General features: G+C 37.1%; 23 protein-coding genes and 1 riboswitch. Of the genes, 14 read left to right on the top strand and 9 right to left on the bottom strand.

The genetic code is table 11. From position 1 onward, the window contains the following. The first annotated feature begins 10 nt into the window (after positions 1 to 10). The gene (locus SCA31_RS15810) at positions 11 to 532 is read left to right on the top strand and encodes a hypothetical protein (RefSeq protein ID WP_410697914.1); all 522 of its coding nucleotides are present in this window, start codon (positions 11 to 13) and stop codon (positions 530 to 532) included. 65 nt (positions 533 to 597) lie between these two features. Then, the gene (gene serS / locus SCA31_RS15805; RefSeq protein ID WP_410697913.1) at positions 598 to 1,866 is read left to right on the top strand and encodes a serine--tRNA ligase; all 1,269 of its coding nucleotides are present in this window, start codon (positions 598 to 600) and stop codon (positions 1,864 to 1,866) included. 46 nt (positions 1,867 to 1,912) lie between these two features. Here the strand turns inward: serS and SCA31_RS15800 are convergent, their stop codons facing one another. From SCA31_RS15800 to SCA31_RS15760, 9 genes are all read right to left on the bottom strand, one after another. Next, the gene (locus tag SCA31_RS15800; RefSeq protein ID WP_410697912.1) at positions 1,913 to 2,656 is read right to left on the bottom strand and encodes a hypothetical protein; all 744 of its coding nucleotides are present in this window, start codon (positions 2,654 to 2,656) and stop codon (positions 1,913 to 1,915) included. Between the two features lie 23 nt (positions 2,657 to 2,679). Next, a complete protein-coding gene (locus SCA31_RS15795) occupies positions 2,680 to 3,405 on the bottom strand; it encodes a sulfite exporter TauE/SafE family protein (protein ID WP_410697911.1) in 726 nt (241 codons plus the stop codon). Next, positions 3,396 to 3,848, bottom strand: a complete 453-nt coding sequence (locus SCA31_RS15790; RefSeq protein WP_076356985.1) for a FixH family protein — start codon at positions 3,846 to 3,848, stop codon at positions 3,396 to 3,398. The genes SCA31_RS15795 and SCA31_RS15790 overlap by 10 nt, the downstream gene beginning before the upstream one ends. 9 nt (positions 3,849 to 3,857) lie before the next feature. Continuing rightward, on the bottom strand, positions 3,858 to 5,312 hold the full coding sequence (gene ccoG / locus SCA31_RS15785; protein ID WP_410697910.1) for a cytochrome c oxidase accessory protein CcoG: 1,455 nt from the start codon (positions 5,310 to 5,312) through the stop codon (positions 3,858 to 3,860). Positions 5,313 to 5,408: 96 nt separating this feature from the next. Then, positions 5,409 to 6,290: a cbb3-type cytochrome c oxidase N-terminal domain-containing protein gene (locus tag SCA31_RS15780; RefSeq protein ID WP_410697909.1), complete on the bottom strand. Its 882-nt coding sequence runs from the start codon at positions 6,288 to 6,290 to the stop codon at positions 5,409 to 5,411. 9 nt (positions 6,291 to 6,299) lie between these two features. Next, positions 6,300 to 6,500, bottom strand: a complete 201-nt coding sequence (locus SCA31_RS15775) for a cbb3-type cytochrome oxidase subunit 3 (RefSeq protein ID WP_027373015.1) — start codon at positions 6,498 to 6,500, stop codon at positions 6,300 to 6,302. Positions 6,501 to 6,518: 18 nt separating this feature from the next. Then, positions 6,519 to 8,780: a cytochrome-c oxidase, cbb3-type subunit I gene (ccoN, locus tag SCA31_RS15770; protein ID WP_410697907.1), complete on the bottom strand. Its 2,262-nt coding sequence runs from the start codon at positions 8,778 to 8,780 to the stop codon at positions 6,519 to 6,521. A 21-nt stretch (positions 8,781 to 8,801) separates the two neighbouring features. Further along, complete coding sequence (gene ccoS / locus SCA31_RS15765; protein ID WP_106918002.1) at positions 8,802 to 9,014, bottom strand: cbb3-type cytochrome oxidase assembly protein CcoS; 213 nt, start codon at positions 9,012 to 9,014, stop codon at positions 8,802 to 8,804. A gap of 109 nt (positions 9,015 to 9,123) precedes the next feature. After that, a complete protein-coding gene (locus tag SCA31_RS15760; RefSeq protein WP_410697906.1) occupies positions 9,124 to 11,502 on the bottom strand; it encodes a heavy metal translocating P-type ATPase in 2,379 nt (792 codons plus the stop codon). An 88-nt stretch (positions 11,503 to 11,590) separates the two neighbouring features. Here SCA31_RS15760 and SCA31_RS15755 point away from each other — a divergent pair, with 88 nt between their 5' ends. The 12 genes from SCA31_RS15755 to thiH all read left to right on the top strand — a co-directional run bounded on the left by SCA31_RS15755 (position 11,591) and on the right by thiH (position 22,472). Beyond that, positions 11,591 to 12,304: a Crp/Fnr family transcriptional regulator gene (locus tag SCA31_RS15755; protein WP_076356973.1), complete on the top strand. Its 714-nt coding sequence runs from the start codon at positions 11,591 to 11,593 to the stop codon at positions 12,302 to 12,304. A 63-nt stretch (positions 12,305 to 12,367) separates the two neighbouring features. Further along, complete coding sequence (gene panB, locus SCA31_RS15750) at positions 12,368 to 13,183, top strand: 3-methyl-2-oxobutanoate hydroxymethyltransferase (protein WP_076356971.1); 816 nt, start codon at positions 12,368 to 12,370, stop codon at positions 13,181 to 13,183. A 3-nt stretch (positions 13,184 to 13,186) separates the two neighbouring features. After that, positions 13,187 to 13,501 carry a hypothetical protein gene (locus SCA31_RS15745; RefSeq protein ID WP_284463345.1) on the top strand — a complete coding sequence of 105 codons (315 nt, stop codon included), beginning with the start codon at positions 13,187 to 13,189 and terminating at the stop codon, positions 13,499 to 13,501. An 8-nt stretch (positions 13,502 to 13,509) separates the two neighbouring features. Further along, positions 13,510 to 14,190 (top strand): RluA family pseudouridine synthase, encoded by a 681-nt coding sequence (locus SCA31_RS15740; protein WP_410698008.1) that lies wholly within the window; start codon positions 13,510 to 13,512, stop codon positions 14,188 to 14,190. 119 nt (positions 14,191 to 14,309) lie between these two features. Then, the gene (locus SCA31_RS15735; protein ID WP_410697905.1) at positions 14,310 to 16,343 is read left to right on the top strand and encodes a T9SS type A sorting domain-containing protein; all 2,034 of its coding nucleotides are present in this window, start codon (positions 14,310 to 14,312) and stop codon (positions 16,341 to 16,343) included. A 109-nt stretch (positions 16,344 to 16,452) separates the two neighbouring features. Beyond that, positions 16,453 to 16,549, top strand: a riboswitch (TPP riboswitch). 57 nt (positions 16,550 to 16,606) lie between these two features. Beyond that, complete coding sequence (gene thiS, locus SCA31_RS15730; protein WP_076356965.1) at positions 16,607 to 16,813, top strand: sulfur carrier protein ThiS; 207 nt, start codon at positions 16,607 to 16,609, stop codon at positions 16,811 to 16,813. A gap of 22 nt (positions 16,814 to 16,835) precedes the next feature. After that, entirely contained in the window at positions 16,836 to 18,647 is a 1,812-nt protein-coding gene (gene thiC, locus SCA31_RS15725; protein WP_410697904.1) for a phosphomethylpyrimidine synthase ThiC, read from the top strand. After that, positions 18,644 to 19,234 (top strand): thiamine phosphate synthase, encoded by a 591-nt coding sequence (locus tag SCA31_RS15720; RefSeq protein ID WP_410697903.1) that lies wholly within the window; start codon positions 18,644 to 18,646, stop codon positions 19,232 to 19,234. The genes thiC and SCA31_RS15720 overlap by 4 nt, the downstream gene beginning before the upstream one ends. Further along, positions 19,207 to 19,947 (top strand): hydroxymethylpyrimidine/phosphomethylpyrimidine kinase, encoded by a 741-nt coding sequence (locus SCA31_RS15715; RefSeq protein ID WP_410697902.1) that lies wholly within the window; start codon positions 19,207 to 19,209, stop codon positions 19,945 to 19,947. The genes SCA31_RS15720 and SCA31_RS15715 overlap by 28 nt, the downstream gene beginning before the upstream one ends. A 5-nt stretch (positions 19,948 to 19,952) precedes the next feature. Further along, positions 19,953 to 20,573: a thiamine phosphate synthase gene (locus SCA31_RS15710; RefSeq protein WP_410697901.1), complete on the top strand. Its 621-nt coding sequence runs from the start codon at positions 19,953 to 19,955 to the stop codon at positions 20,571 to 20,573. Continuing rightward, complete coding sequence (locus SCA31_RS15705; protein ID WP_410697900.1) at positions 20,566 to 21,342, top strand: thiazole synthase; 777 nt, start codon at positions 20,566 to 20,568, stop codon at positions 21,340 to 21,342. The genes SCA31_RS15710 and SCA31_RS15705 overlap by 8 nt, the downstream gene beginning before the upstream one ends. Positions 21,343 to 21,353: 11 nt before the next feature. Further along, on the top strand, positions 21,354 to 22,472 hold the full coding sequence (gene thiH / locus SCA31_RS15700) for a 2-iminoacetate synthase ThiH (RefSeq protein WP_410697899.1): 1,119 nt from the start codon (positions 21,354 to 21,356) through the stop codon (positions 22,470 to 22,472). Positions 22,473 to 22,480 lie beyond the last annotated feature (8 nt).

Below are 22,480 nucleotides of genomic sequence, written 5' to 3'. Positions count from 1 at the left end.
TCTTTGCGTTATGAGAAACATTGTTTTTGGAATATTGGTTATTGTTTCTGCACTGATAAGTTGTGGTCAGGATGAAGAATCTTTACAAAGAATTGATCAGATCTTGAATATCTACATGAAGTCAGATACCAATCCGGACTTATTGAACAGTAAAAAAACGGGTTCATACACTTCTTATAGTGTGAATGATATGTTTGGAGCCAGAGATGATTCTCCGGTAAGTATTCCTCTAAAAATGACAACTGATTCTGTGTTTTATATGGAATATATTGCAGGAGCAAAGAGAAGAAGAATGGATTCTGTAAGCCCTAGTAATCCTGGAACCGGGAATTCTTATAATTCAAGAATGACGATTACGCTAAGAAAGACAGTCAATAATACAACAGAAAGTAAGGTTGATACAATGGAAATTCAATACCGTAAGTCCCCTACATTATTTCAGGTTTCAAAGGTTATTTATAATGGAAAAGAAAAATTTTCCAAGGAAGCTGATGCTCCAAATTCAATAAATACCGTAACTATCGTAAAATAATTTTAAATTTGTAAAATTGTTAGCTTATATTAAGCTAAACATCTAATATTTAACATCTAAATAAAATGTTACAAGTCAATTTTTTACGCGACAATAAAGAACGCGTTTTAGAAGGTCTTAAAAAAAGACAATTCAAGAATCTTGAGTTGGTAGACGAAGCTATTGCTACTGACGAAGAAAGAAAAAGAATCCAATTTGAATTAGATTCCCAGCTTTCCGAGATCAACAAAATTTCCAAGGAAATTGGACTTTTGATGAAAGAAGGAAAGAAAGAAGAAGCGGAATCAGCAAAATCTAAAACAGCACAGTACAAAGAGTCGAGTTCAGAATTGAAATCCCAGCTAGAAGTTAAGGAAACAGAATTATTAAATATTCTGTACCAACTTCCAAACATTCCCAATGAATTGGTGAAAAATGGAGCTTCTGCTGATGATAACGAAACTATTTTCCAGTCTCATACAGTGGAGGGTCTTGGTGAAGGTGCTATCCCTCACTGGGAGCTTGCAAAAAAATACAATCTTATTGATTTTGAACTAGGAGTGAAGATTGCTGGTGCCGGATTCCCTGTTTATTTAGGAAAAGGAGCAAGATTGCAGAGAGCTTTGGTTCAATATTTCCTGGATAAAAATGTGGAAAAAGGATATACAGAAGTAAACCCGCCTCACGTTGTCAATGAAGCATCCGGTTTTGGAACAGGTCAGCTGCCTGATAAAGAAGGACAAATGTATTATATCAACGAAGATAAACTATATCTGATCCCTACAGCAGAGGTTCCTGTAACCAACCTTTACCGTGATGTATTGCTAGAGGAAAAAGATCTTCCCATTAAGAATACAGCTTTTTCTCAGTGCTACAGAAGAGAAGCTGGAAGTTATGGTGCCCACGTAAGAGGATTAAACCGTCTTCACCAGTTTGAAAAAGTAGAAATTGTAAGAATTGAAAAGCCGGAAAACTCTTATGCTGTTTTAGAGGAAATGGTAGAGCACATCAAGGAAATCCTTACTGATCTTGAGCTTCCTTTCAGAGTCCTAAGACTTTGTGGTGGTGATACTGGTTTTGCTGCGGCTATGACGTATGACTTTGAGGTTTGGAGTGCTGCACAAGAAATGTGGCTAGAAGTAAGTTCTGTATCTAACTTTGAAACATTCCAGGCTAACAGGCTTAAATGTCGTTACAAGGCAGATGGAAAGTCTCAGTTGGTTCATACCTTAAACGGATCTGCAATGGCATTACCAAGAATTATGGCTGCATTGCTGGAAAATAATCAAACTGCGGAGGGAATTAAGCTTCCAAAGAAGATTGCAGAATATGCAAGATTTGATGTTATAAACTAATCTATTTAGTCTCAAATAAAAACCCACCGAATTTCGGTGGGTTTTGTTATTCTGTTATGATAATTATTTTTTTATCAGCATTTTTAAGCTTAGGATCCTTTTCGTACATGGTTTTCAGATCGTATTGTATCCTTAGGGAGTAATCATCAACCTGTTTCAGCCAGTCATGTTTACCGGTGATTGATTTTATTTTATTTTCAAACTTTAAAGTAGTTCCGATATTTTTGAAGAACATCATCATCATCCCCTCCATATTGGCAGTTTCTTCTTTTGATCCTTTCGACTGGAGCGCTTCTTCAATATTTTTAAGATTGAAAACATCGGTATTAATGATGAGTGTTTTTCCATCCCAGGTATTGAGGAAGTTTTGATCAAGGGGTAATTTCTCGTCTTTATTAAAATTTTTAATTAACTCATAGTCATTTGGCGTGAAATGATCCATTTTAAAGGAAAATCCAGCAGGGACAGATTTATTATCTGCTTTTGTAGATTTCAGGAAAAACTTTTTAAGAATTCTAATGGTGTCCTGATTCTCCGTCTTTAGTTTCCCTTCTTTCTGTAGAAGATCATACATGCTTGTCCATATGGTTGGAAATCTATCCATATCCTTAAACTTGTCCTGCTTTAATGAATCAGGTGTCATCGCTTCCATTTCTGCCATAAACTCTCGGGTATCAATATCGGTTATTAGAGATGAAGCCGAGTCTTTATGATAAGTCATTTCAGTATTTATGCTGCAGGATTGCAGGGTGAACAGGCTTATTAAAAATAAGACAATTGTTTTCTTCATGGTTATATTGTTTTAATTTCTAATTAATGGCAATTAACAGCTCCGTTTGGATCTTTAGAAATGGTCATGGATTCAGCCTTTGGAGAAACATAAGGAATTCCAAGTTCTAAACCTCTCAGAATGAACAGACCTCCCAGAATGATCATAATCACAGGTACTGCTTTTAAAACTTTTATTCTAAAAGCCTGATTCATGAGATTTCCGGCCAAAACAACGGCAAACATGAATGGAAGTGTCCCCAATCCGAATAAAGCCATATATAAAGCTCCCTGGCCTATTCCGCCTCCTGCCAGACTTGCTGTAAGAGCCATGTAAACCATTCCACATGGTAAGAAACCATTAAGAATTCCTGTTGTAAATCTAGAGCGGTAATCTGCTTTTTGAAGTAATCTTCCCAAATTTAATTTTACAGAATACAAAAACTTGGATAGAAATGGAATTTTTGAAGCAAAATCTTTCCCTCCAAAAGAAAATACAGCCATGATAATAAGCAGAACCCCTGCAGTAATCGTCAGATATTTCTGAAATCCTGCCATCTCAAATCCTTGTCCAATAATCCCCAAGAGTGCACCCAATAATGAATAAGTGAATATTCTTCCAAATTGATAGGTGAGATTCTGAAGATAAAAATTGGCAGCTTGTTTTTTGGTTAATCCCATCGATAGAGCAATAGGACCACACATTCCGATGCAATGAAAACCGGAAGCAAAGCCTAAAGCAATAGCCGATACAATAAGTCCTATTTCCATATCACATCATAATCCATTCTATAGTCTGTTTTGTCTTTTGTCCAACTTAATCTTAAGGTATAGTTCCCCATTTTTAATACCTGTGCAGGGATCATAAATGTTTGGTTGGCATCAAGCTCTACAGATTTTTTAATGTCTAAATTCTGGTCGTCGGTTCTGTTTAAAACAAATTTTACCGTAGTATTAGAATTATTATATTCTTTTGGAAAAGTGATTTTAATTCCATTAGCTTCCTGGCTGTATACAGGTTTTTCCTGTAACTCGTCAGCTCTTTTCTTGGCATCAATTACATCCTGGTATTGTAGCTCTTCTTCGTAATAGTTATCTGTTACCATTTCTGAGTTCTTCTGCCCGTTCGGGAAAAGAAACATCATGGATAATATAAAAACTATGAATGCAAATAATGCAATTACAACACCGTGTCCCCAACTAAAGTTCTTCATTTTTTCTATTTAAAATTGCAGTTTGAATGGTCCCTCAAAATAAGTCTGGTAAGAATCCACGAGTTTACCTTTCATATCATAAACCCCGATGGTAATATTTTGTTTAGACAGCCTCATTTCATTCTCAGGGAAGCTAATATTGATAGTCCCTTTGGAAATTTTGTCTCTGTCTACCTGTATCTTACTTGAAGCACTATATGTGATTTCTCCATGAGCAGGATCTATTACCTTAATGGTAACGATCTTTTTGTCATTGGTTTTGTTTAAGAATGTATAATTATAGGTATTGATAATTTTTCCTTCTTTTACAAAGAATGTACTACCTGCCGGTTTAATGAATTTAGCTTCCATTTCACCACGGCTGTATAGAAGATATCCCAAGAATCCAACCAATAAGAATAAGAATACTGAGAAACCTTTCATTCTTCCTGTAAACTTAAATTGAGTTTCTTTCTCAATTTCGTTTTCAGATGCATATCTTACAAGTCCTTTTGGAAGGCCTACTTTTTCCATTACTTCATCACAGGCATCAATACATGCTGTACAGTTGATACACTCCAGCTGTTGTCCGTCTCTGATATCAATTCCTGTAGGACATACCACCACACATTGATGACAGTCAATACAATCTCCTTTACCAGCCGCTTTTCTGTCTTCTCCTTTTCTCCATTTTGATCTGTTTTCTCCTCTTTTGAAGTCATAAAAAACATTGATTGTGTCTTTATCTATCAGCACTCCCTGAAGTCTGCCATAAGGGCAAACCAATGTACATACCTGTTCTCTGAACCAGGCAAATACAAAGTAAAATGCCGCGGTAAGAAGAATCATTACGATAAAATTGGTAGGATGTGCAAATGGTCCTTCGGAAACTATTTTAATGACTTCTTCATAGCCCACAATATACATAAACATAAAGTGAGTAATGATTAATGAAATTACAACATAAACAAACCATTTTAAGCTTCTTTTCCAGATTTTTTCACTATTCCATTCCTGTCTGTCCAGCTTCATTTGCTTGTTTCGGTCACCTTCAATCAGATATTCGATTTTACGGAAGATAGATTCCATAAAAATTGTCTGAGGGCATATCCACCCGCAGAAAATTCTTCCGAACGCAATCGTAAAAACAATAATAAAGATTAAGGATGCAATAGCACCTAAAGTAAGGATAAAAAAGTCCTGTGGATAGAAAGGTTGTCCAAAGATGAAAAACTCTCTGTCTATTACATTAAACAATAATAATGGATTGCCATTAATTTTAATGAACGGCAATGCAAAGTAAATAATTAATAAAAGATAGCTTACAAGATTTCTATAGTTGGTATATTTCCCTTTAGGCTTTCTTGGGAATACCCATCTTCTTTTACCGGATTGCTCCATTGTCCCGATAGAATCTCTGTAAGTCTCAGGGTCCAGAACCTGTCCCTGTCCGCCTCGTACTTCTATTTCTTCTATGTCTGACATATTAGTAAGGTGTTTAAAAAAGAAAAAACATAATTCGTTACTATTTTTAAGGTAATAACAAATTATGTTTTTTTCATATGTTTCTAATTTTCTAAATTATTCTTTTTCCCAATGTGCTTCAGTTCCTTGAGGAGCTGCTCCTCCTTGAGCCTGAGTCACTGGTGCTACTTCCTGGTTGATATGGTATACATAAGCTGCAATCTTTTCAATTTCAGCTCCGGAAACTTCTCCGTTTTTACCAAATGCTCTCATCGCAGGGTTAGTAGGAGAACCATTCCAGTCCATATGGAATACATTTTTGAATAAAGTCTTCTCTGGCATATTGATCCAGTAGTTATCAGTAAGGTTTGGACCAATACCTCCACTACCGTCTTCTTTGTGACAAGATGCACAGTTTGTTTTAAATAATTCTTTACCTTCTGTAATGTTATCAGCTGAATACTTAGCTGTTTCAATCGTTACAGGAGGCTGCTCGCTTTCATACTTCGCAATGCTTGCCATTTGCTCCTTGTATTCTTTTTCATACTCGCTTAATGGATGAGCGAAGTCTGTGAAAGAATAAGCTGCAATGTATACAATACAAAAAGCAGTCCCAAAATAGAATAAACCTACCCACCATTTTGGTAATTGGTTATCCAACTCCATGATACCATCGAAACCGTGGTCGATAAGGATATCTTTCTCTTCAGAAGCAGATTGCTTCTTGAATGCAGCATCGTACATTCTTTTTAAGAAAGGAATTTTCTTCTCAGCTAAATAAGCTGCTTTTTCTTCCGGAGATAACGTTTTGAATTTGTTGTTTTCAATCAAATCTCCAATAGCACTGTGGATGTATGCTAGAATACCAGCAATTACCACAGTTCCCCAGAAATAAGGCGAAGCTAGGAACGCGTAGCTCTGTACAAACAAATAATAAAAAACGATTAAAAGTCCGATTATTATTAAGATGTTTACGATAACAGGTGTTCTTTGTTTCATAAAAATAGTTTAATTTTTTAAATTAAAATCGTCATCTTCATCATCCCCAAGTGGTGCTTCTTCTTCTTCTTTGTAATATTTTTTAGGCTTGCTAAAAACATAGATTATCAAAGCTACGAAGAACAGCATAAAGAAAATCAGAGCCAGAGTCTGGTAAAACCCAGCATTTTCAGTATTGGATAATATATCTTTAAAGTTCTGAGGAATCATATGAACCTTTTAATGTTTTTAGTTATTACTTGCTGTTTTGATTTCAGTTGTCTTGATATCAGTTCCCAGTCTCTGAAGATAAGAAATAAGAGCTACAATTTCTTTTTTCTCTAATTCTCCCTGAGGTCTCTTAGCATACGCCTCTTTCAAGTCATTTGCTTCAGAGAAGATATCTTTTACAATTTTTGCCGATTGGTTGTCTGCCCACTTGTCTGCAGAGTCGATTTGAGCCTTTGTATAAGGTACATCAAATGTATTCTTCATCAGTTTCATTTTATCTACCATTTTTGATCTGTCTAGGTTAGTAGCGATCAACCAAGGGTAACGAGGCATGATGGAACCTGCAGAAGTAGATCTTGGGTTATACATGTGTTTGTAGTGCCAAGAACTTGGGTTTTTACCTCCTTCTCTATGTAAATCTGGTCCTGTTCTTTTAGAACCCCATAGGAATGGTCTGTCATATATAAATTCTCCCGCTTTAGAGTATTGTCCGTTCTTACCGTTGAATCTTGTGATCTCATCTCTGAACGGTCTGATCATCTGAGAGTGACATGCATTACACCCTTCACGGATATAGATATCTCTACCCTCTAATTCAAGCGGAGAATAAGGTTTTACTGCGGATATAGTAGGTACACTTTTCTTAAGGGATAGGGTAGGGATAATTTCTACCATACTTCCAATTGAAATTGTACATAATGATAATACTGTTAAAAGCATTGGCATTCTTTCCAACCAAAGGTGGAATCCTTCTCCTTCTTTACGTTTGTTTCCGATGTTAGCTAAAGCTGGTGCTTCTGCAGGAACTTCTTTTTGGAATGATCCTTGTCTTACCGTAGCAATTACGTTTATAATCATTAGGATAGCTCCTGAAATATAGAAGATACCACCTAAGAATCTCATTTTAAAGTAAGGAATAATAGCCGTTACAGTATCCAACCAGTTTTTCCATAATAATGTTCCGTCTGGGTTGAACTGTTTCCACATTAATCCTTGTGTGAATCCAGAAATATACATTGGTACTGCATAGAAAATAATTCCTAATGTCCCTAACCAGAAATGCCAGTTAGCTAATTTTACAGACCACATTTTTGTTCTCCACATAATTGGTACCAGGTAATAGATAACCCCGAATGCCATGAAACCATTCCATCCAAGAGCTCCTAAGTGTACGTGACCAATAACCCAGTCAGTAAAGTGACCAATTTTGTTGATGTTTTTAGTTGCTAAAAGCGGTCCTTCAAACGTTGCCATACCATAACAAGTAACAGCAACTACGAAGAACTTAAGGATAGGATTTTCTCTTACTTTATCCCAAGCTCCTCTTAAGGTAAGAAGACCATTTAACATTCCTCCCCAAGACGGTGCAATAAGCATAATAGAGAAACCTGTTCCTACTGCCTGTGCCCATGCCGGAAGAGCTGTATACTGAAGGTGGTGAGGACCAGCCCAGATATATACGAAAATTAGTGACCAAAAGTGAATAATAGACAGTTTATATGAGAATACCGGTCTGTCTGCTGCTTTTGGTAAGAAATAATACATTAAACCTAAAACTGGAGTTGTCAAAACGAATGCTACTGCATTGTGACCATACCACCATTGTACAATGGCATCTTTTGCTCCTGCATATGCAGAATAAGATTTCCAGCCAGTGAAAGATAATGGAACTTCAAGATTGTTGAAGATATGAAGCATTGCTACTGCAACCCAAGTACCAAGATAGAACCAAATGGCTACATAAAGGTGTCTTACTCTTCTTTTTGAAATGGTTAGAATCATATTAACCCCGAAAATGATCCAAGATATTGCAATTAATATATCAATTGGCCATTCATGCTCAGCATATTCCTTAGAAGTATTGATCCCCATAAAGAATGTAATGAACGTAGCTACGATCATAAACTGCCAAGTCCAAAAATGGATCCAAGATAATGTATCACTATACATTCTTGTTTTTAATAATCTTTGCGTAGAGTAATACACTCCAACATAAACAATATTACACACGAACGCAAAGATCACGGTGTTGGTGTGCAACATCCTGATTCTACCAAAACCAAATGCCCCATGAGTGTTTATTAACCCTTGAATGTTACCTGATGATAAACTATTAATGGTTGTATCATCTGTACCGAATAAGAATTCCGGTAATTCAGGGTAGAAAAGCATTAATGCCGCCGTAAGCCCGAACGTAAATCCTATGAAACCAAAGATGATGGTCGCATAGAGGAACGCACGGACAATACTATTGTCATAACTAAACTTTTGTGTTTCCATATCAACTATTCACTATTTTTCTCAATTTTTATTATTTTCTCCTATCTCTTTTTCGTCTTTATCATTGTCGCCATTTTCATCTTTTTCTTTGACTCTTTCATCATCAAAAAGGATTCTGACAGCAGGAGATTCATCATCTTCAAACTGTCCTTTTCTGGCATACACTATAAATACGACCAAGAAAATGGCAGCTAAAGAAACACTGCAGACGATCATTAAATATAGAATATCCATTGGACAACAAAATTAACCTATTTTCGGGGTTCAAATTTAGTGAAAAATAATGACATTCATCACGAAATGCCGATTTCAGCTAATTTAAAATCAGTCTAAATAAGGGCGTTTAAGCCCGTTTTTTGAAGTATTTGCGACCCAGTATCCAGGTCGAAACTGTGGTGAAGGTAACTACCGTAATAGAACTGACCGGCATGATGATTGCCGCAAAAAGCGGATGCATGTGGCCTGTAACAGCGTAACTTAACCCAACAATATTATAAAGAAAACTGATTATAAATGTCATTTTCACAATGGTGATAGAGCCTTTGCAGACATTCAGGTAGTTGTCCAGGGTGACTACTTTTTCTCCATTCATGATAACATCCGATGAGGGAGTGAAACTGTTGGTGTCATCTGCTATAGCAATACCTACATTGCTTTGCTTTAACGCTCCAGCATCATTGAGACCGTCACCCAGCATGGCTGCTTTCATGCCCTGATCCTGAAGATTTTTGATGTAGTTCAATTTGTCTTCCGGACTTTGGTTAAAGGCCATTCCCTGATAGTTAGGAATAAGTTCCTTAAGCTGGACTTCTTCTGAGGAGTTATCACCACTCAGGATGAATATTTTGTAGTTGGTAAGTTTTTTAAATAGATCCTTTAGTTTAGGACGATATTCATTCTTGAAAATAAATTTACCTAAAAACTGATCATTTTTACTGATATAAACAGCGGTTTCAAGATTCTTTGGTTCCTGGTTATTATAACGGGCAGAACCTATTTTGTAAACATTTCCTCTTATGCTGGCTTCATAACCTTTTCCGGAAATTTCCTGGAAATTCTCCACTGTGAAATAATCATCATTTACTTCTATGAATTCATAGAGTGACTTTGAAAGCGGGTGGTTTGAGTTTTTCAGTAATGTTTTGATATTTAGTAAATCAAACTCCTGAATCTCGGTGCCATTATATTTGATACTTGATTTTTTTCTGTGAGTAATAGTCCCTGTTTTATCAAAGACAATGGTGTCTAATTTGGCGATTTTTTCAATTGTTAAGGTATCTTTTACGTAGAATTTATTTCGACCTAAAATCCTCATAATGTGTCCAAAAGTGAATGGTGCAGACAATGCAAGGGCACATGGGCAGGCGATGATCAGAATAGCTGAAATTACCTGGAACATCTTCTCTAAATCGATAAAAGCCCAATAAATTCCGGAAATAACTGCAATGCCTAAAATGATGAATGTGAAATATTTACTGATGTTATTGGTCAGTGTATCGAGACCTGTCTCATGCTTTTTAAAGGCTTCCTTATTCCAAAGTTGAGTAAGGTAACTCTGATCTACATCTTTGATGACTTCAAGCTCTAAGGATGATCCTATTTGTTTACCTCCTGCGAAAATTTTGTCTCCCGGCTGTTTGCTGATACTTTCACTTTCTCCAGTAATAAAACTGTTATCAATATTCCCTTCCCCGTTGATAAGAATAGCATCTACGGGTATGATTTCCTGGTTTCTAACCAAAATTCTGTCTCCAACTTTTATTTCGGAAAGAAGAATGTTTTCCTGTTTTCCATCAAAGTCTACTTTGGTTACCGCAATAGGGTAAAAAGATTTGTAATCTCGGTCGTAAGAAAGTGCACTATAGGTTCTTTTCTGGAAAAGTTTACCCATCAGCATGAAAAATAACAGGCCGCAAAGGGTATCAAAATAGCCGGGACCATAATCTGTAGCCACTTCATAGATACTTCTTCCAAAAAGAACAAATATTCCCAATACAATAGGGACATCAATATTAACGATCTTATTTTTTAATCCGTACCATGCAGACTTGTAATAATCTGAAGCAGAATAAAAGACAACAGGACAGGCCAGCAAGAACATCAGTACCCTGAAGAGTCCTTTGTAATGCTCCATCCAATAATCTTCTCCTCCCACATATTCAGGAAATGCCAAAAACATCCCGTTTCCGAATGCAAAACCTGCGATGGCAAATTTTACAAGAAGAGACTTATCCAGATGGTCTACATTTTTCTCAGCGGTTTCAAGACTGATAACAGGTCTGTATCCTAAATTGGTTAAAAAATTAGCTAGTTCGCTTAATTTTAAATCGTTATGATTGAATGAGATCTGTAGGGTCTTTCTTGTAAAGTTAACTTGTGAATACTTAATATAAGGATTCAGGGTATGAAGGCTTTCTAATAGCCATATACAAGAAGAACAGTGAATTACGGGGATTTTGAATGTGACAAGACTGGTGTTTCCTTCAGAGAAATCAGTCACCTTATCGAAAATTTCCGGAGTGTCCAGATAATCGAACTGGGTAGAGTTTTCATCACCAGGACGAATTCCTGCCCCTTTATTAAGTTCGTAGAAATTACTTAAATTGTTCGTATTCAGGATTTCATAAACAGACTTGCAGCCATTGCAGCAGAAAGTCTTTTCATCAAACAGAATTCTCTCTTTTTCTATCTCTTGACCACAATGAAAACAGTTCTCGCTCACCCCATAAAATATTGAACTACAAAATTATAACAATTTTTTTTGTTTATCGCGTTAAAAAGTTCTATTTTTGTGATAAATATCATATAAAATGCCGCAGGAACAACAGATAGCAATTGAAGAGAGGTTCGCCAGAGTTTTTAATGATAAATCATTTAAGGAAAGACTTTCTAGCGCAGATTTTGAAAAGTACATTAATGGCAAAAAAAGACTGAGTTTTCAGAAACATGATACCATCTTCGAGGATGGAGAAACTCCTAGAGGAGTTTTTGTTCTGGAAAAAGGGGCTGCCAAACTTTCAAAATCAGGAGCTTTTGGGAAAGATCAGATTTTAAGATTTATCAAAGAGGGGGATATCATCGGCTATCGTTCTTTGCTTTGCGGGGAGAATTTCCAAGCCAAAGCAGAAGCAATGACAGATATAGAATGTGTTTTCTTACCAGCAGATATTTTCATGTATCTTTTGGAAGTAGATCCACAATTATCTTTCGTAATGCTTCAAAAAATTTCATACGAATTAGGAGAATCTTCCAACACCATTACTTTCCTTGCCCAGAAAACGGTAAGAGAAAGACTGGCGGAAATATTACTGCTTTTGGAACAGAAGCTGGGAGTAGATCCTGAGGGCTTTATCAAAATCTCTTTAACAAGAGAGGAAATTGCAAATATTATTGGTACTGCTACTGAAAGTGCCATTCGATTAATCTCCGAGTTCAAACAGGATAGCCTGATTGAAGTCGATGGGAGAAATATCAAGATTCTAAATCACGATAAACTCATGAAACTCGGTCACGTAGTTTTATAAAAATCATACAAAACTTAAGTCGGCCAAAGGCCGACTTTTTAACTTTTAAAAAATAGATAAATTATGTCTGTTCACTCTGAAATTAAAAAAGTTACGACTGAAACCTTGCGTAAAATGAAATTCGACAAGGAAAAAATAACTATGCTTACTGCTTATGATTTTACCACGGCAAAGATGGTAGATGCAGGTGGAGTAGATGCTATTTTGATTGGAGATTCTGCTGCAAATGTAATGGCTGGTTTTGAAACTACATTGCCAATTACACTGGATCAGATGATCTATCATGCTCAAAGTGTGGTAAGAGGAACTGACAGAGCTTTGGTTGTGGCAGACTTACCTTTCGGAACTTATCAGAGTAATCCTGAAAAAGCATTGGAGTCTGCGGTAAGAATGATGAAAGAAGGAGGGGCTCATGCGGTAAAGATTGAAGGAGGAAAAGAAATTTCAAAATCAATCAAAAAAATTATCAATGCCGGAATTCCTGTAATGGGGCACTTGGGGTTAACACCACAGTCTATTTACAAATTCGGAACCTATAAAGTAAGAGCTAAAGAAGAGGCTGAAGCTGAAAAGCTGATCGCTGATGCACAGCTTTTAGAAGAATTGGGTTGTTTTTCTGTTGTCCTGGAAAAAATTCCTGCAGAACTTGCCAAAAGAGTAACAGAAAGTATCTCTATTCCTACTATCGGAATTGGAGCTGGTTCAGACTGTGACGGGCAGGTTTTGGTATATCATGATATGGTAGGAATGAACAAAGGATTCAGTCCGAAGTTCCTAAGAAGATACCTTGATCTTTACACTGAAATTACAGGAGCGGTGGCTCAATATGTGAAAGATGTAAAGACTGTTGAATTTCCAAACGAAAACGAAAGCTACTAATTTATGCAGAATCAACAATCCATCCAAGGGATGCTATCCATTGGAGCACTAATCTGTCTTGCTGTAGGTTGGTTTAATTTATTTTCTCCGGAAATTAATCATTTGCTTTCCAGAAAAGTTTTTTATGTCCTGATAGGAGCCAGTTTCTTTGTTCAGGCACCTTTGCTTACCAATAAAAACTTTATGTATGCAATGTATGCTGCTGCGGGAATTTGTGTAGTGGGAGCGTTTTTACCGGAAGACTCAAAACTTTCTGCACTGAAGACTATTGGTCTTTTGGGGGGTATTATCCTTTCATTGTCTAATAGAAGAAGATAGACTGAAGAATTATGAAGGAGCAGATTGTATATGAAGATAATCATCTTCTGGTGGTTAATAAAAAAGTCGGCCAGCTTGTACAAGGTGACAAGACAGGTGATGAATCACTATTAGAATCAATAAAGAATTTTATAAAAATAAGAGATGCTAAACCGGGAAATGTTTTTCTCGGTTTAGTTCATCGTATAGACCGTCCCACTTCCGGGCTGGTAATTTATGCTAAAACCTCCAAGGCACTTTCACGTGTTACCCAAATGGTAAAAAATAGGGAGGTTAAAAAGACCTATTGGGCTGTTGTGGGAAAAGAAATGATTCCCCAGACTCAGAGGTTGGTTCATTATTTAAAGAAAAATGAAAAGAATAATAAAGCCATCGTTTTTCCTAAGGCTACAGAAGGAGCAAAGGAAGCTATTCTTACTTACAATGTGATAAAGACGCTGGATAATTATTTGCTTCTTGAAATTGACCTTGAAACAGGAAGACACCATCAGATACGAGCTCAGTTATCCAAAACAGGAATTCCGATCAAAGGAGATCTTAAATACGGATCCCCACGTTCTAATCCGGATGGAGGAATTAATCTTCATGCCAGAAAATTGGAATTTATTCATCCTGTCACAAAAGAAAACATTGAAATTATAGCTCCCGTTCCTCAGAATGATGCTATTTGGAGAGCTTGTGAAGAGTAAAAAATTTAAAATATTTTTAAAAACACCTTGTATGGTGTTTTTTTTATGCAGTTAATCTATTTGTGGGTTTGTTTTTTTAATAAAAGTTATATCTTGTAGCGATTAATATAAACACTTTTATGAAAAACCTTTACAGACTGAGAAAAGCTATGCTCAGTTGCGCTTTTTTTCTTGGAATTTGTAACATAGCATATGCACAGGTAAATTCTTACATTTTTTCACAATCATCAGGAACTTATAATCCACTTATTCTTGGGACGGTTATTGGAACACCCTCTGTAATGAATCCATTGGATAGTAGTGTTTTTCCACTGAACCTTCCGTTTGATTTTAACTTTAATGGTGTAAATTATTCGTCACTTTATGTATCAACAAATGGTTTTGTAACATTCGGGATAGCTCCGGGCTCTACTACGTATTGGCCGATTTCCGGTGTAATGGGATATCAGGGCGCTATTTCTGCGTGGGGAAGGGATATTGATGCTGTTTATAATATCAATGGTACGACAGGAAGTCTGACCTGGGATGTTGTAGGAACAGCGCCTAATAGAGAAGTTGTTATTCAGTGGGAGAACTTTAAACCAAAGAAAGAAATATATACTTCTACAACTGTCTATGCATTTTCTTTCCAGATTCGTCTTAAGGAAACAGGAACAATAGCCGTTGTTTATAAAAAAGGAGATTATGTTAGAGGCTCAGGTTTGATTACTGATGAAGCTGGTCCTGAGATAGGTCTAAGAGGAGTTAATACTTCAGACTTTAACAATCGAATCAGTAATGAAACAACAGCTTTTGCAAATTCTCATGCCGGAGGATTAAGTAATAGCAGACAGGCGTTCAGTACAGCAAATGGAGTACCAGGAATGCCAGATGATGGATTAACTTATAGTTGGACTCCGTCAGCTTGTAAACCGCCTCTTTCTGTTGGAGTAAATAATATTACAAAAAATGCAGCCCAAATTTCGTGGACACAGCCGGCTGTTGTTCCTAATGAAGGCTATGATATTTATTATTCAACTTCTGATCTTGCTCCTGCATCATCTTCTATACCAAGTGCTTCAGGAGTAATGGGTTCTTCTTATTCAATTTTATCCGGATTGCAGCCGGGAACTGTATATTATGTCTGGTTACGCTCAAGATGTTCATCTACAGAAAAAGGTAACTGGACACAGGCCAAAGCATTTTTAACAATGTGCGAGCCATCAGCAATTACATCTACAGTAGGTGCTGAAACATGTATAGGACCAGCTTCAATGACATTATCTGCGACTGCAGCACAAGGATCTCAAATAGCATGGTATGATGAACAAACAGGAGGAAACAAGGTAGGAACAGGAAACAATTTTGTTACTCCTCTTATTTCCTCAACAAAAGATTATTGGGCAGGTACCTCTACTGAAAGTATTGGTACTATTGGTAAGTCTACACCTTATTCCTTAGTGGAGGATCTTACTTATGAAAATGGATTAGTATTTAATGCTGAGAGAGATTTTACACTGAAATCTGTAGATATTTATCCTATTCATAATACCAGTACTACAGGACTTGTAAAGCTTGTTTTGAAAAGCTCAGCAGGTGTTGAGTTACAGAGTAAAATAGCCAATGTTAATGTATTGAACTATGGGGTGGTAAATACCATTCCTCTTGATTTTAACATACCGGCGGGAAGTGGCTATAGATTAGTGATAACTGCTTCTTCGGGGGTGTCGAAACTTCTTATGGAAGCTTCAGGAGAGCGATTCAGTTATCCATATGTACTACCTGGAATAGGCAGTATTACGTCAGCATTTTCAGGAGGAAATAACTCTTTTGGTACCTATAGATATTTTTATAATTGGAAAGTACTTATAAATTGCGAATCAGAAAGAACAAAAGTAACGGCAACAATAGGGTCAGGTTGCCTTGGTACAGCAGAAACAGAAGCTAAAAAATCTGTAGAGGTTTATCCAAATCCTTTCTTAGACAATGTCAATATCAACAAACCGGAGTTAGTAAAATCTATAAAGATTGTAGATGTTGCAGGAAAACTGATCAAAAGAATAGAAAATCCACAATCTGTACTTGTGTTAAGTAATCTTTCACAAGGAATCTATATGATGATTCTTGAGATGAAAGACGGATCGCAACAACAGAAAAAAATAATTAGAAAATAGCAATTCATTGCTATTCAGATTAAAAAGCCGGAAATAGTACTATTTCCGGCTTTTTCTATTCTTTGCAAAAATTGAATTTTGCCTATTCTGAAAAAATAACTAACTTCGTCCCATACTTTAGGGGTGTCTGTTATCTACAGACTGAGACTTTACCCTTTGAACCTGATCTGGATCATACCAGCGTAGGGAAAAGTAGGTGACTTTTGCTGTACATTCTATTGTACAATAACGGCCATTCCTAAAGTATATTTAAAATATTAGGAATGGAACTTATAATCAACCACACCCGAAAAACATTTAATGTACTTCCTGAAAATCTGGAAGCACTATTGGCTATGGAATTACCCGGAAAAAAGAAAGGAATTGCTGTAGCCCTCAACAATCGTATCATTCCGCTGTCCGCCTGGGCAGAGACATTTCTTAAGGATCAAGATTCAGTTTTAATCATTACTGCCACTCAGGGCGGTTAATTCATATTTAATACCAATATTTATGGCTCATTCAATTACGTGTTCGCCATTTCCGAACTCAAAGAAAATTTACGTTGAAGGAAAAATTCATCCTATCAATGTAGCAATGCGCGAAATACAGCTTAGCCCTACAAAGCTTAGCAAAGGCGGTTTTGAAGAAAATGCACCGGTAACGGTTTATGATACTTCAGGGCCTTATACTGACGAAAATGCAGAAATTGATATTCAAAAAGGTCTTCCAAGGATAAGGGAGCAATGGATTCTCGATAGAAAAGATGTTAATATTCTGGACGGCATTACATCAGAATACGGAAAAGCTCGTCTGGCAGATACAAAACTTGACGAATTACGTTTCGCCTATGATCATAAACCTAAGGTGGCAAAGAATGGAAAAGAGCTGACTCAGCTTTACTACGCAAAACAAGGAATCATTACCCCTGAAATGGAATATGTAGCCATCAGGGAGAATCAGCGTATAGAACAACTGGAAACCGTTTCAAAAGAGATGTCTTTTCAACATGTCGGAAATAGTTTTGGAGCCAACACTCCAAAAAATAAGATTACTCCAGAATTTGTAAGAGATGAAATTGCAGCCGGAAGAGCTATCATTCCTAACAACATCAATCATCCGGAAAGCGAACCTATGATTATAGGGCGAAACTTTTTAGTGAAAATCAATGCCAATATCGGAAACAGTGCTGTTTCATCAAGTATTGACGAAGAAGTGGAGAAAGCCGTTTGGGCATGCCGATGGGGAGCTGATACCATTATGGATCTTTCAACAGGAAAGAATATTCATGAAACCAGAGAGTGGATCATCAGAAACAGTCCGGTTCCCATAGGTACAGTTCCCATTTATCAGGCATTGGAAAAGGTAAAAGGAGTGCCGGAAGATCTGACATGGGAAGTTTTTAGAGATACCTTGATAGAGCAGGCAGAGCAAGGAGTGTCTTATTTTACAATCCATGCCGGAGTTCTGCTACGATATATTCATTTAACAGCAAACAGAGTAACAGGAATTGTTTCCCGAGGGGGATCCATTATGGCGAAATGGTGTCTTTTCCATCATAAAGAAAGCTTTTTATACACTCATTTCGAAGAGATTTGCGAGATCATGAAGAAATACGATGTAGCTTTTTCTCTGGGAGATGGTCTTCGTCCTGGTTCTATTGCTGATGCCAATGATGCTGCTCAGTTTGCAGAACTGGAGACCTTAGGTGAGCTTACAAAAATTGCATGGAAACATAATATACAGGTCATGATTGAAGGTCCCGGACACGTTCCCATGCACATGATCAAGGAAAATATGGAAAAGCAATTGGAAGAATGTCAGGAAGCTCCATTTTATACCTTAGGTCCCTTAACTACAGATATTGCGCCGGGTTATGATCATATCACATCTGGAATTGGAGCCGCAATGATAGGATGGTTCGGTTGTGCCATGCTTTGTTATGTAACACCAAAAGAGCACTTAGGACTTCCTAATAAAGATGATGTAAAAGTGGGCGTAATTACCTATAAGTTAGCCGCTCATGCAGCAGATTTAGCAAAAGGACATCCCGGATCACAATATAGAGATAATGCATTAAGTAAAGCCAGATTTGAATTCAGATGGGAAGATCAGTTCAATCTTTCACTAGATCCCGATACGGCAAGATCTTATCATGACGAAACCCTTCCTGCTGACGGAGCAAAAATTGCCCATTTCTGTTCTATGTGCGGGCCAAAGTTCTGCTCCATGAAGATTACGCAGGAAATTAGAGAGTCTGCAGAACAAGGAATGCTGGATAAATCACAAGAGTTTATCGAAAAAGGAAAGGAAATTTATATATGATCCTTGTTATCACTCCTGAAACAATAATTCCCAATGAACCTGAGATTATTAATCAAATGTTTAATGAGGGCCTGGATCTGCTTCATATCAGAAAGCCCTGGATCAATAGAGAAGAGATGACGGGTTTTATAAACAGCATTGATGACTCTTTTTCCGCTCAATTGATTTTGCATACTCATTATGAGGTTGGAAAAGATTACAATATTTCCAGATTTCATTTTAGAGAAGAAGATCGAAGGCAAGGCAAGTACAAGACATGGATGACTGAAAATATTATTTCAACCTCTGTGCATGACATTACAGCCTATAATATGTTGGAAAAAGAATGGGAATACGCCTTTATAAGCCCATTATTTCCGAGTATTTCCAAAAAAGGATATGGTGCTGATTCAACGGTAATGGATAGTGTAAGGCAAAGAAATAATCCGGAGGTAAAATTGGTTGGCCTGGGAGGAATTGGTGCTGATCATATTCACGAAGCTTTTGAGGCTGGAGTAGACGGAGTGGCCTTATTAGGAGCAATTTGGGAAAGTAATGAACCCTTAAAAGTTTTTAAAGAATGCAGAAAGAATATCCCTTCGTTATAAGCATTGCTGGTTTTGATCCAAGTGGAGGAGCTGGTTTGTTATCAGATATTAAAACGCTGGAACAAATAAAAGTAATGGGATTGGGAATATGTACAGCCCTTACCTTACAGACAGCTTCTCAATGTCTTAGCCTGGAATGGAGATCCATAGATGAGATTGTCAGGGAAATTAATGTATTGATGAGCCATTATCCAGTTTCCGTTGTGAAAATTGGAATTGTAAAAGATGCTGAATTTCTGATTGAAATTATCAACACAGTTAAGGCTTGTCGTGCTGATGCTAAAATTGTTTGGGATCCCGTATTGAAGAGTACGTCAGAATTTACTTTTTTCAACCTTAAAACACTTCCCTTATTGAAAAACAGAGTAGACGAGATCAGTTTAATTACGCCTAACTATAATGAATACAGTGTTTTAAAGGATAATGATCTTCTGTCAAAAGAAAATTCCTGTTCAGTGCTTATCAAAGGAGGACATAGAGAAGACCTTTTAGGAACGGATGTTTTAGTTGAAGACGGAATTGAAACCTTGCTGGCCCCAAGCAACGGAGATTTTGTATACCATCCAAAACATGGATCTGGATGCGTTTTGTCTTCGGCAATTGCAGGGGAACTCGCTAAAGGTGAAAATCTGGAAGCTGCCTGTAGAAAAGGGAAATTATATATAGAAAAATTTTTAAAAAGCAGTCCCTCTTTACTGGGAACACATGCATAGTAACTATGGAAAAACTACAATACATATCACAGGGAAATACGTTTCAGGAGCAGGAACTCAATATTCGTAAAGCTTTGGATAACGGAATAAAATGGGTACAGATCCGTTGGAAAAATGCCCCTGAAAATGAATTAATCAGCCTTTGCGAAATCTCAAAACAACTTTGTTCAAAATATCAGGCAGTTTGTATCATCAATGATCATGTTCATTTGGCAAAAAATATAGAGGCTGACGGTGTTCATTTAGGATTGAATGATGGTTCTATTGAAGAAGCAAGGCTTATTTTAGGTGGAAGTAAAATTATTGGAGGAACAGCTAATACACTTTCTGACGTACTCCAAAGAATAAACGAATCATGTGATTACATAGGCTTAGGACCCTTGAGGTTTACCTCTACCAAGGAAAAACTCAGTCCTATTCTGGGATTTGAGGGATATCAGGAAATTATTAACCATTTTCAGGAAAAATCAACAGAAACCCCCAAGATATTTGCCATTGGCGGTGTTGCCCTTGAAGATATTACCCGTCTACGGCAGATTGGGATTTATGGAGTAGCTGTTTCAGGACATATTACGACTCAACCCTCCATCATTAATGAATTTAAAAAAGCAATGATATATGCATAATCAAAAATTAATAATAGCAGACAGAACCTTTGAATCAAGACTGTTTTTAGGGACAGGAAAGTTCGGAAGCCTTATGGATATGGCTGCATCCGTCGTTGCATCAGAAACCAATATGGTAACGATGGCCTTGAAAAGAATCGATGCCCAGTCCGCTGAAGACGATCTTCTGGACTCATTAAGAGATACAAAAGTTCATCTTTTACCCAATACCTCAGGAGCAAGAACTGCTAAAGAAGCTGTATTGGCAGCGCAATTAGCAAGAGAAGCTCTGGAAACCAACTGGGTAAAGCTTGAAATTCATCCAGACCCAAAATATCTATTACCAGATCCTATTGAAACCCTTTATGCAACGGAAGAATTGGCAAAGCTGGGATTTGTGGTAATGCCATACATTCATGCTGATCCGGTCTTGTGTAAGCGTCTGGAAGATGCAGGAACTGCGGTAGTAATGCCTTTGGGGGCACCCATCGGAACTAATAAAGGATTAAGAACATTAGACTTTTTAGAGATTATCATCAGCCAAAGTAAAGTTCCGGTTGTGGTAGATGCAGGAATAGGAGCTCCATCTGATGCCGCCAAAGCAATGGAAATGGGAGCCGATGCAGTTCTTGTTAATACAGCAATTGCAGTGGCCAGAAATCCGGTGAACATGGCTGTTGCCTTTAAAGAAGGAGTCATTGCAGGAAGAAGAGCATTTGAGTCAGGATTAGGCGCAATAGCCAATCATGCAGAAGCTTCAAGCCCATTAACCTCATTTTTATTCGAATAACAATTAACATGATGAATAGCTTTAAAGATGTTTTTGAACAATACCAATGGGATGAGATAAAAGCTAGACTTGAAAAAGTAAGTATATTTGATGTTCAGAACAGTCTTCAGAAAAAGAATAAAACACTGGAAGACTTTTTGAATCTGCTTTCACCGGCAGCCTCACAGGAATTGGAACTGATGGCAAAGATGACGCGATCTCTTACCCAAAAACGCTTTGGAAAAACCATTCAGTTATACGCTCCGTTGTATCTCAGTAATGAATGTCAGAACATATGCACCTATTGTGGTTTCAGTTTGGATAATAATTTAAGGAGAAAAACCCTTACCGATTCAGAATTAATGATTGAAGCCTCCGTTCTGAAGTCAATGAGTGTTAATCATGTTTTACTGGTGAGTGGAGAAGCCAATAAAATAGTGGGAGTTCCTTACTTTAAGAACGCTGTTCGTTTACTAAGACCTCATTTTTCCAATATTTCCATTGAAGTTCAACCTTTGGAAGAAGAAGAATACAGACTTCTTCATGAAGAGGGAGTGCATTCCGTATTGGTATATCAGGAAACCTATCATCAGGAAGTATACAAAGAATACCATCCAAAGGGTAAAAAATCAAACTTTCATTTTCGTTTGGATACCCCTGACAGAATTGGCAGAGCCGGCATTCATAAAATGGGCTTAGGTGTTTTGCTTGGATTGGAAGACTGGCGTGTGGATAGCTTTTTCAATGCTCTTCACATCGATTATCTCCAGAAGCAATACTGGAAAAGCAAGTTTTCGGTATCCTTTCCAAGGCTTAGACCGGCAGAAGGAATTATTGAACCTAATTTTATCATGGAAGATAAAGACTTACTGCAATTGATCTGTGCCTACAGAATTTGGAATGAAGATCTTGAAATATCAATATCCACAAGGGAAAATGAAGTCTTCAGAAACCATATCGTATCACTAGGTGCCACGGCAATGAGTGCCGGTTCAAAAACCAATCCGGGAGGCTACTCTGTAGATAAAGAATCTCTGGAACAATTTGAGACCAGTGACGAACGAAGTATGGAAGAGATAAGGAATATGATTAAACAGTCCGGCTATGATCCTGTAATGAAAGATTGGGATTCCGTGTACCGTGGATTTTAAACTATACT

It is taken from the genome of Chryseobacterium sp. SIMBA_028 (genome assembly GCF_046535285.1).
Taxonomy (GTDB): domain Bacteria; phylum Bacteroidota; class Bacteroidia; order Flavobacteriales; family Weeksellaceae; genus Chryseobacterium.
Note: the sequence above shows the minus strand (reverse complement) of the source record. Positions and strands in the feature narration are given on the sequence as shown.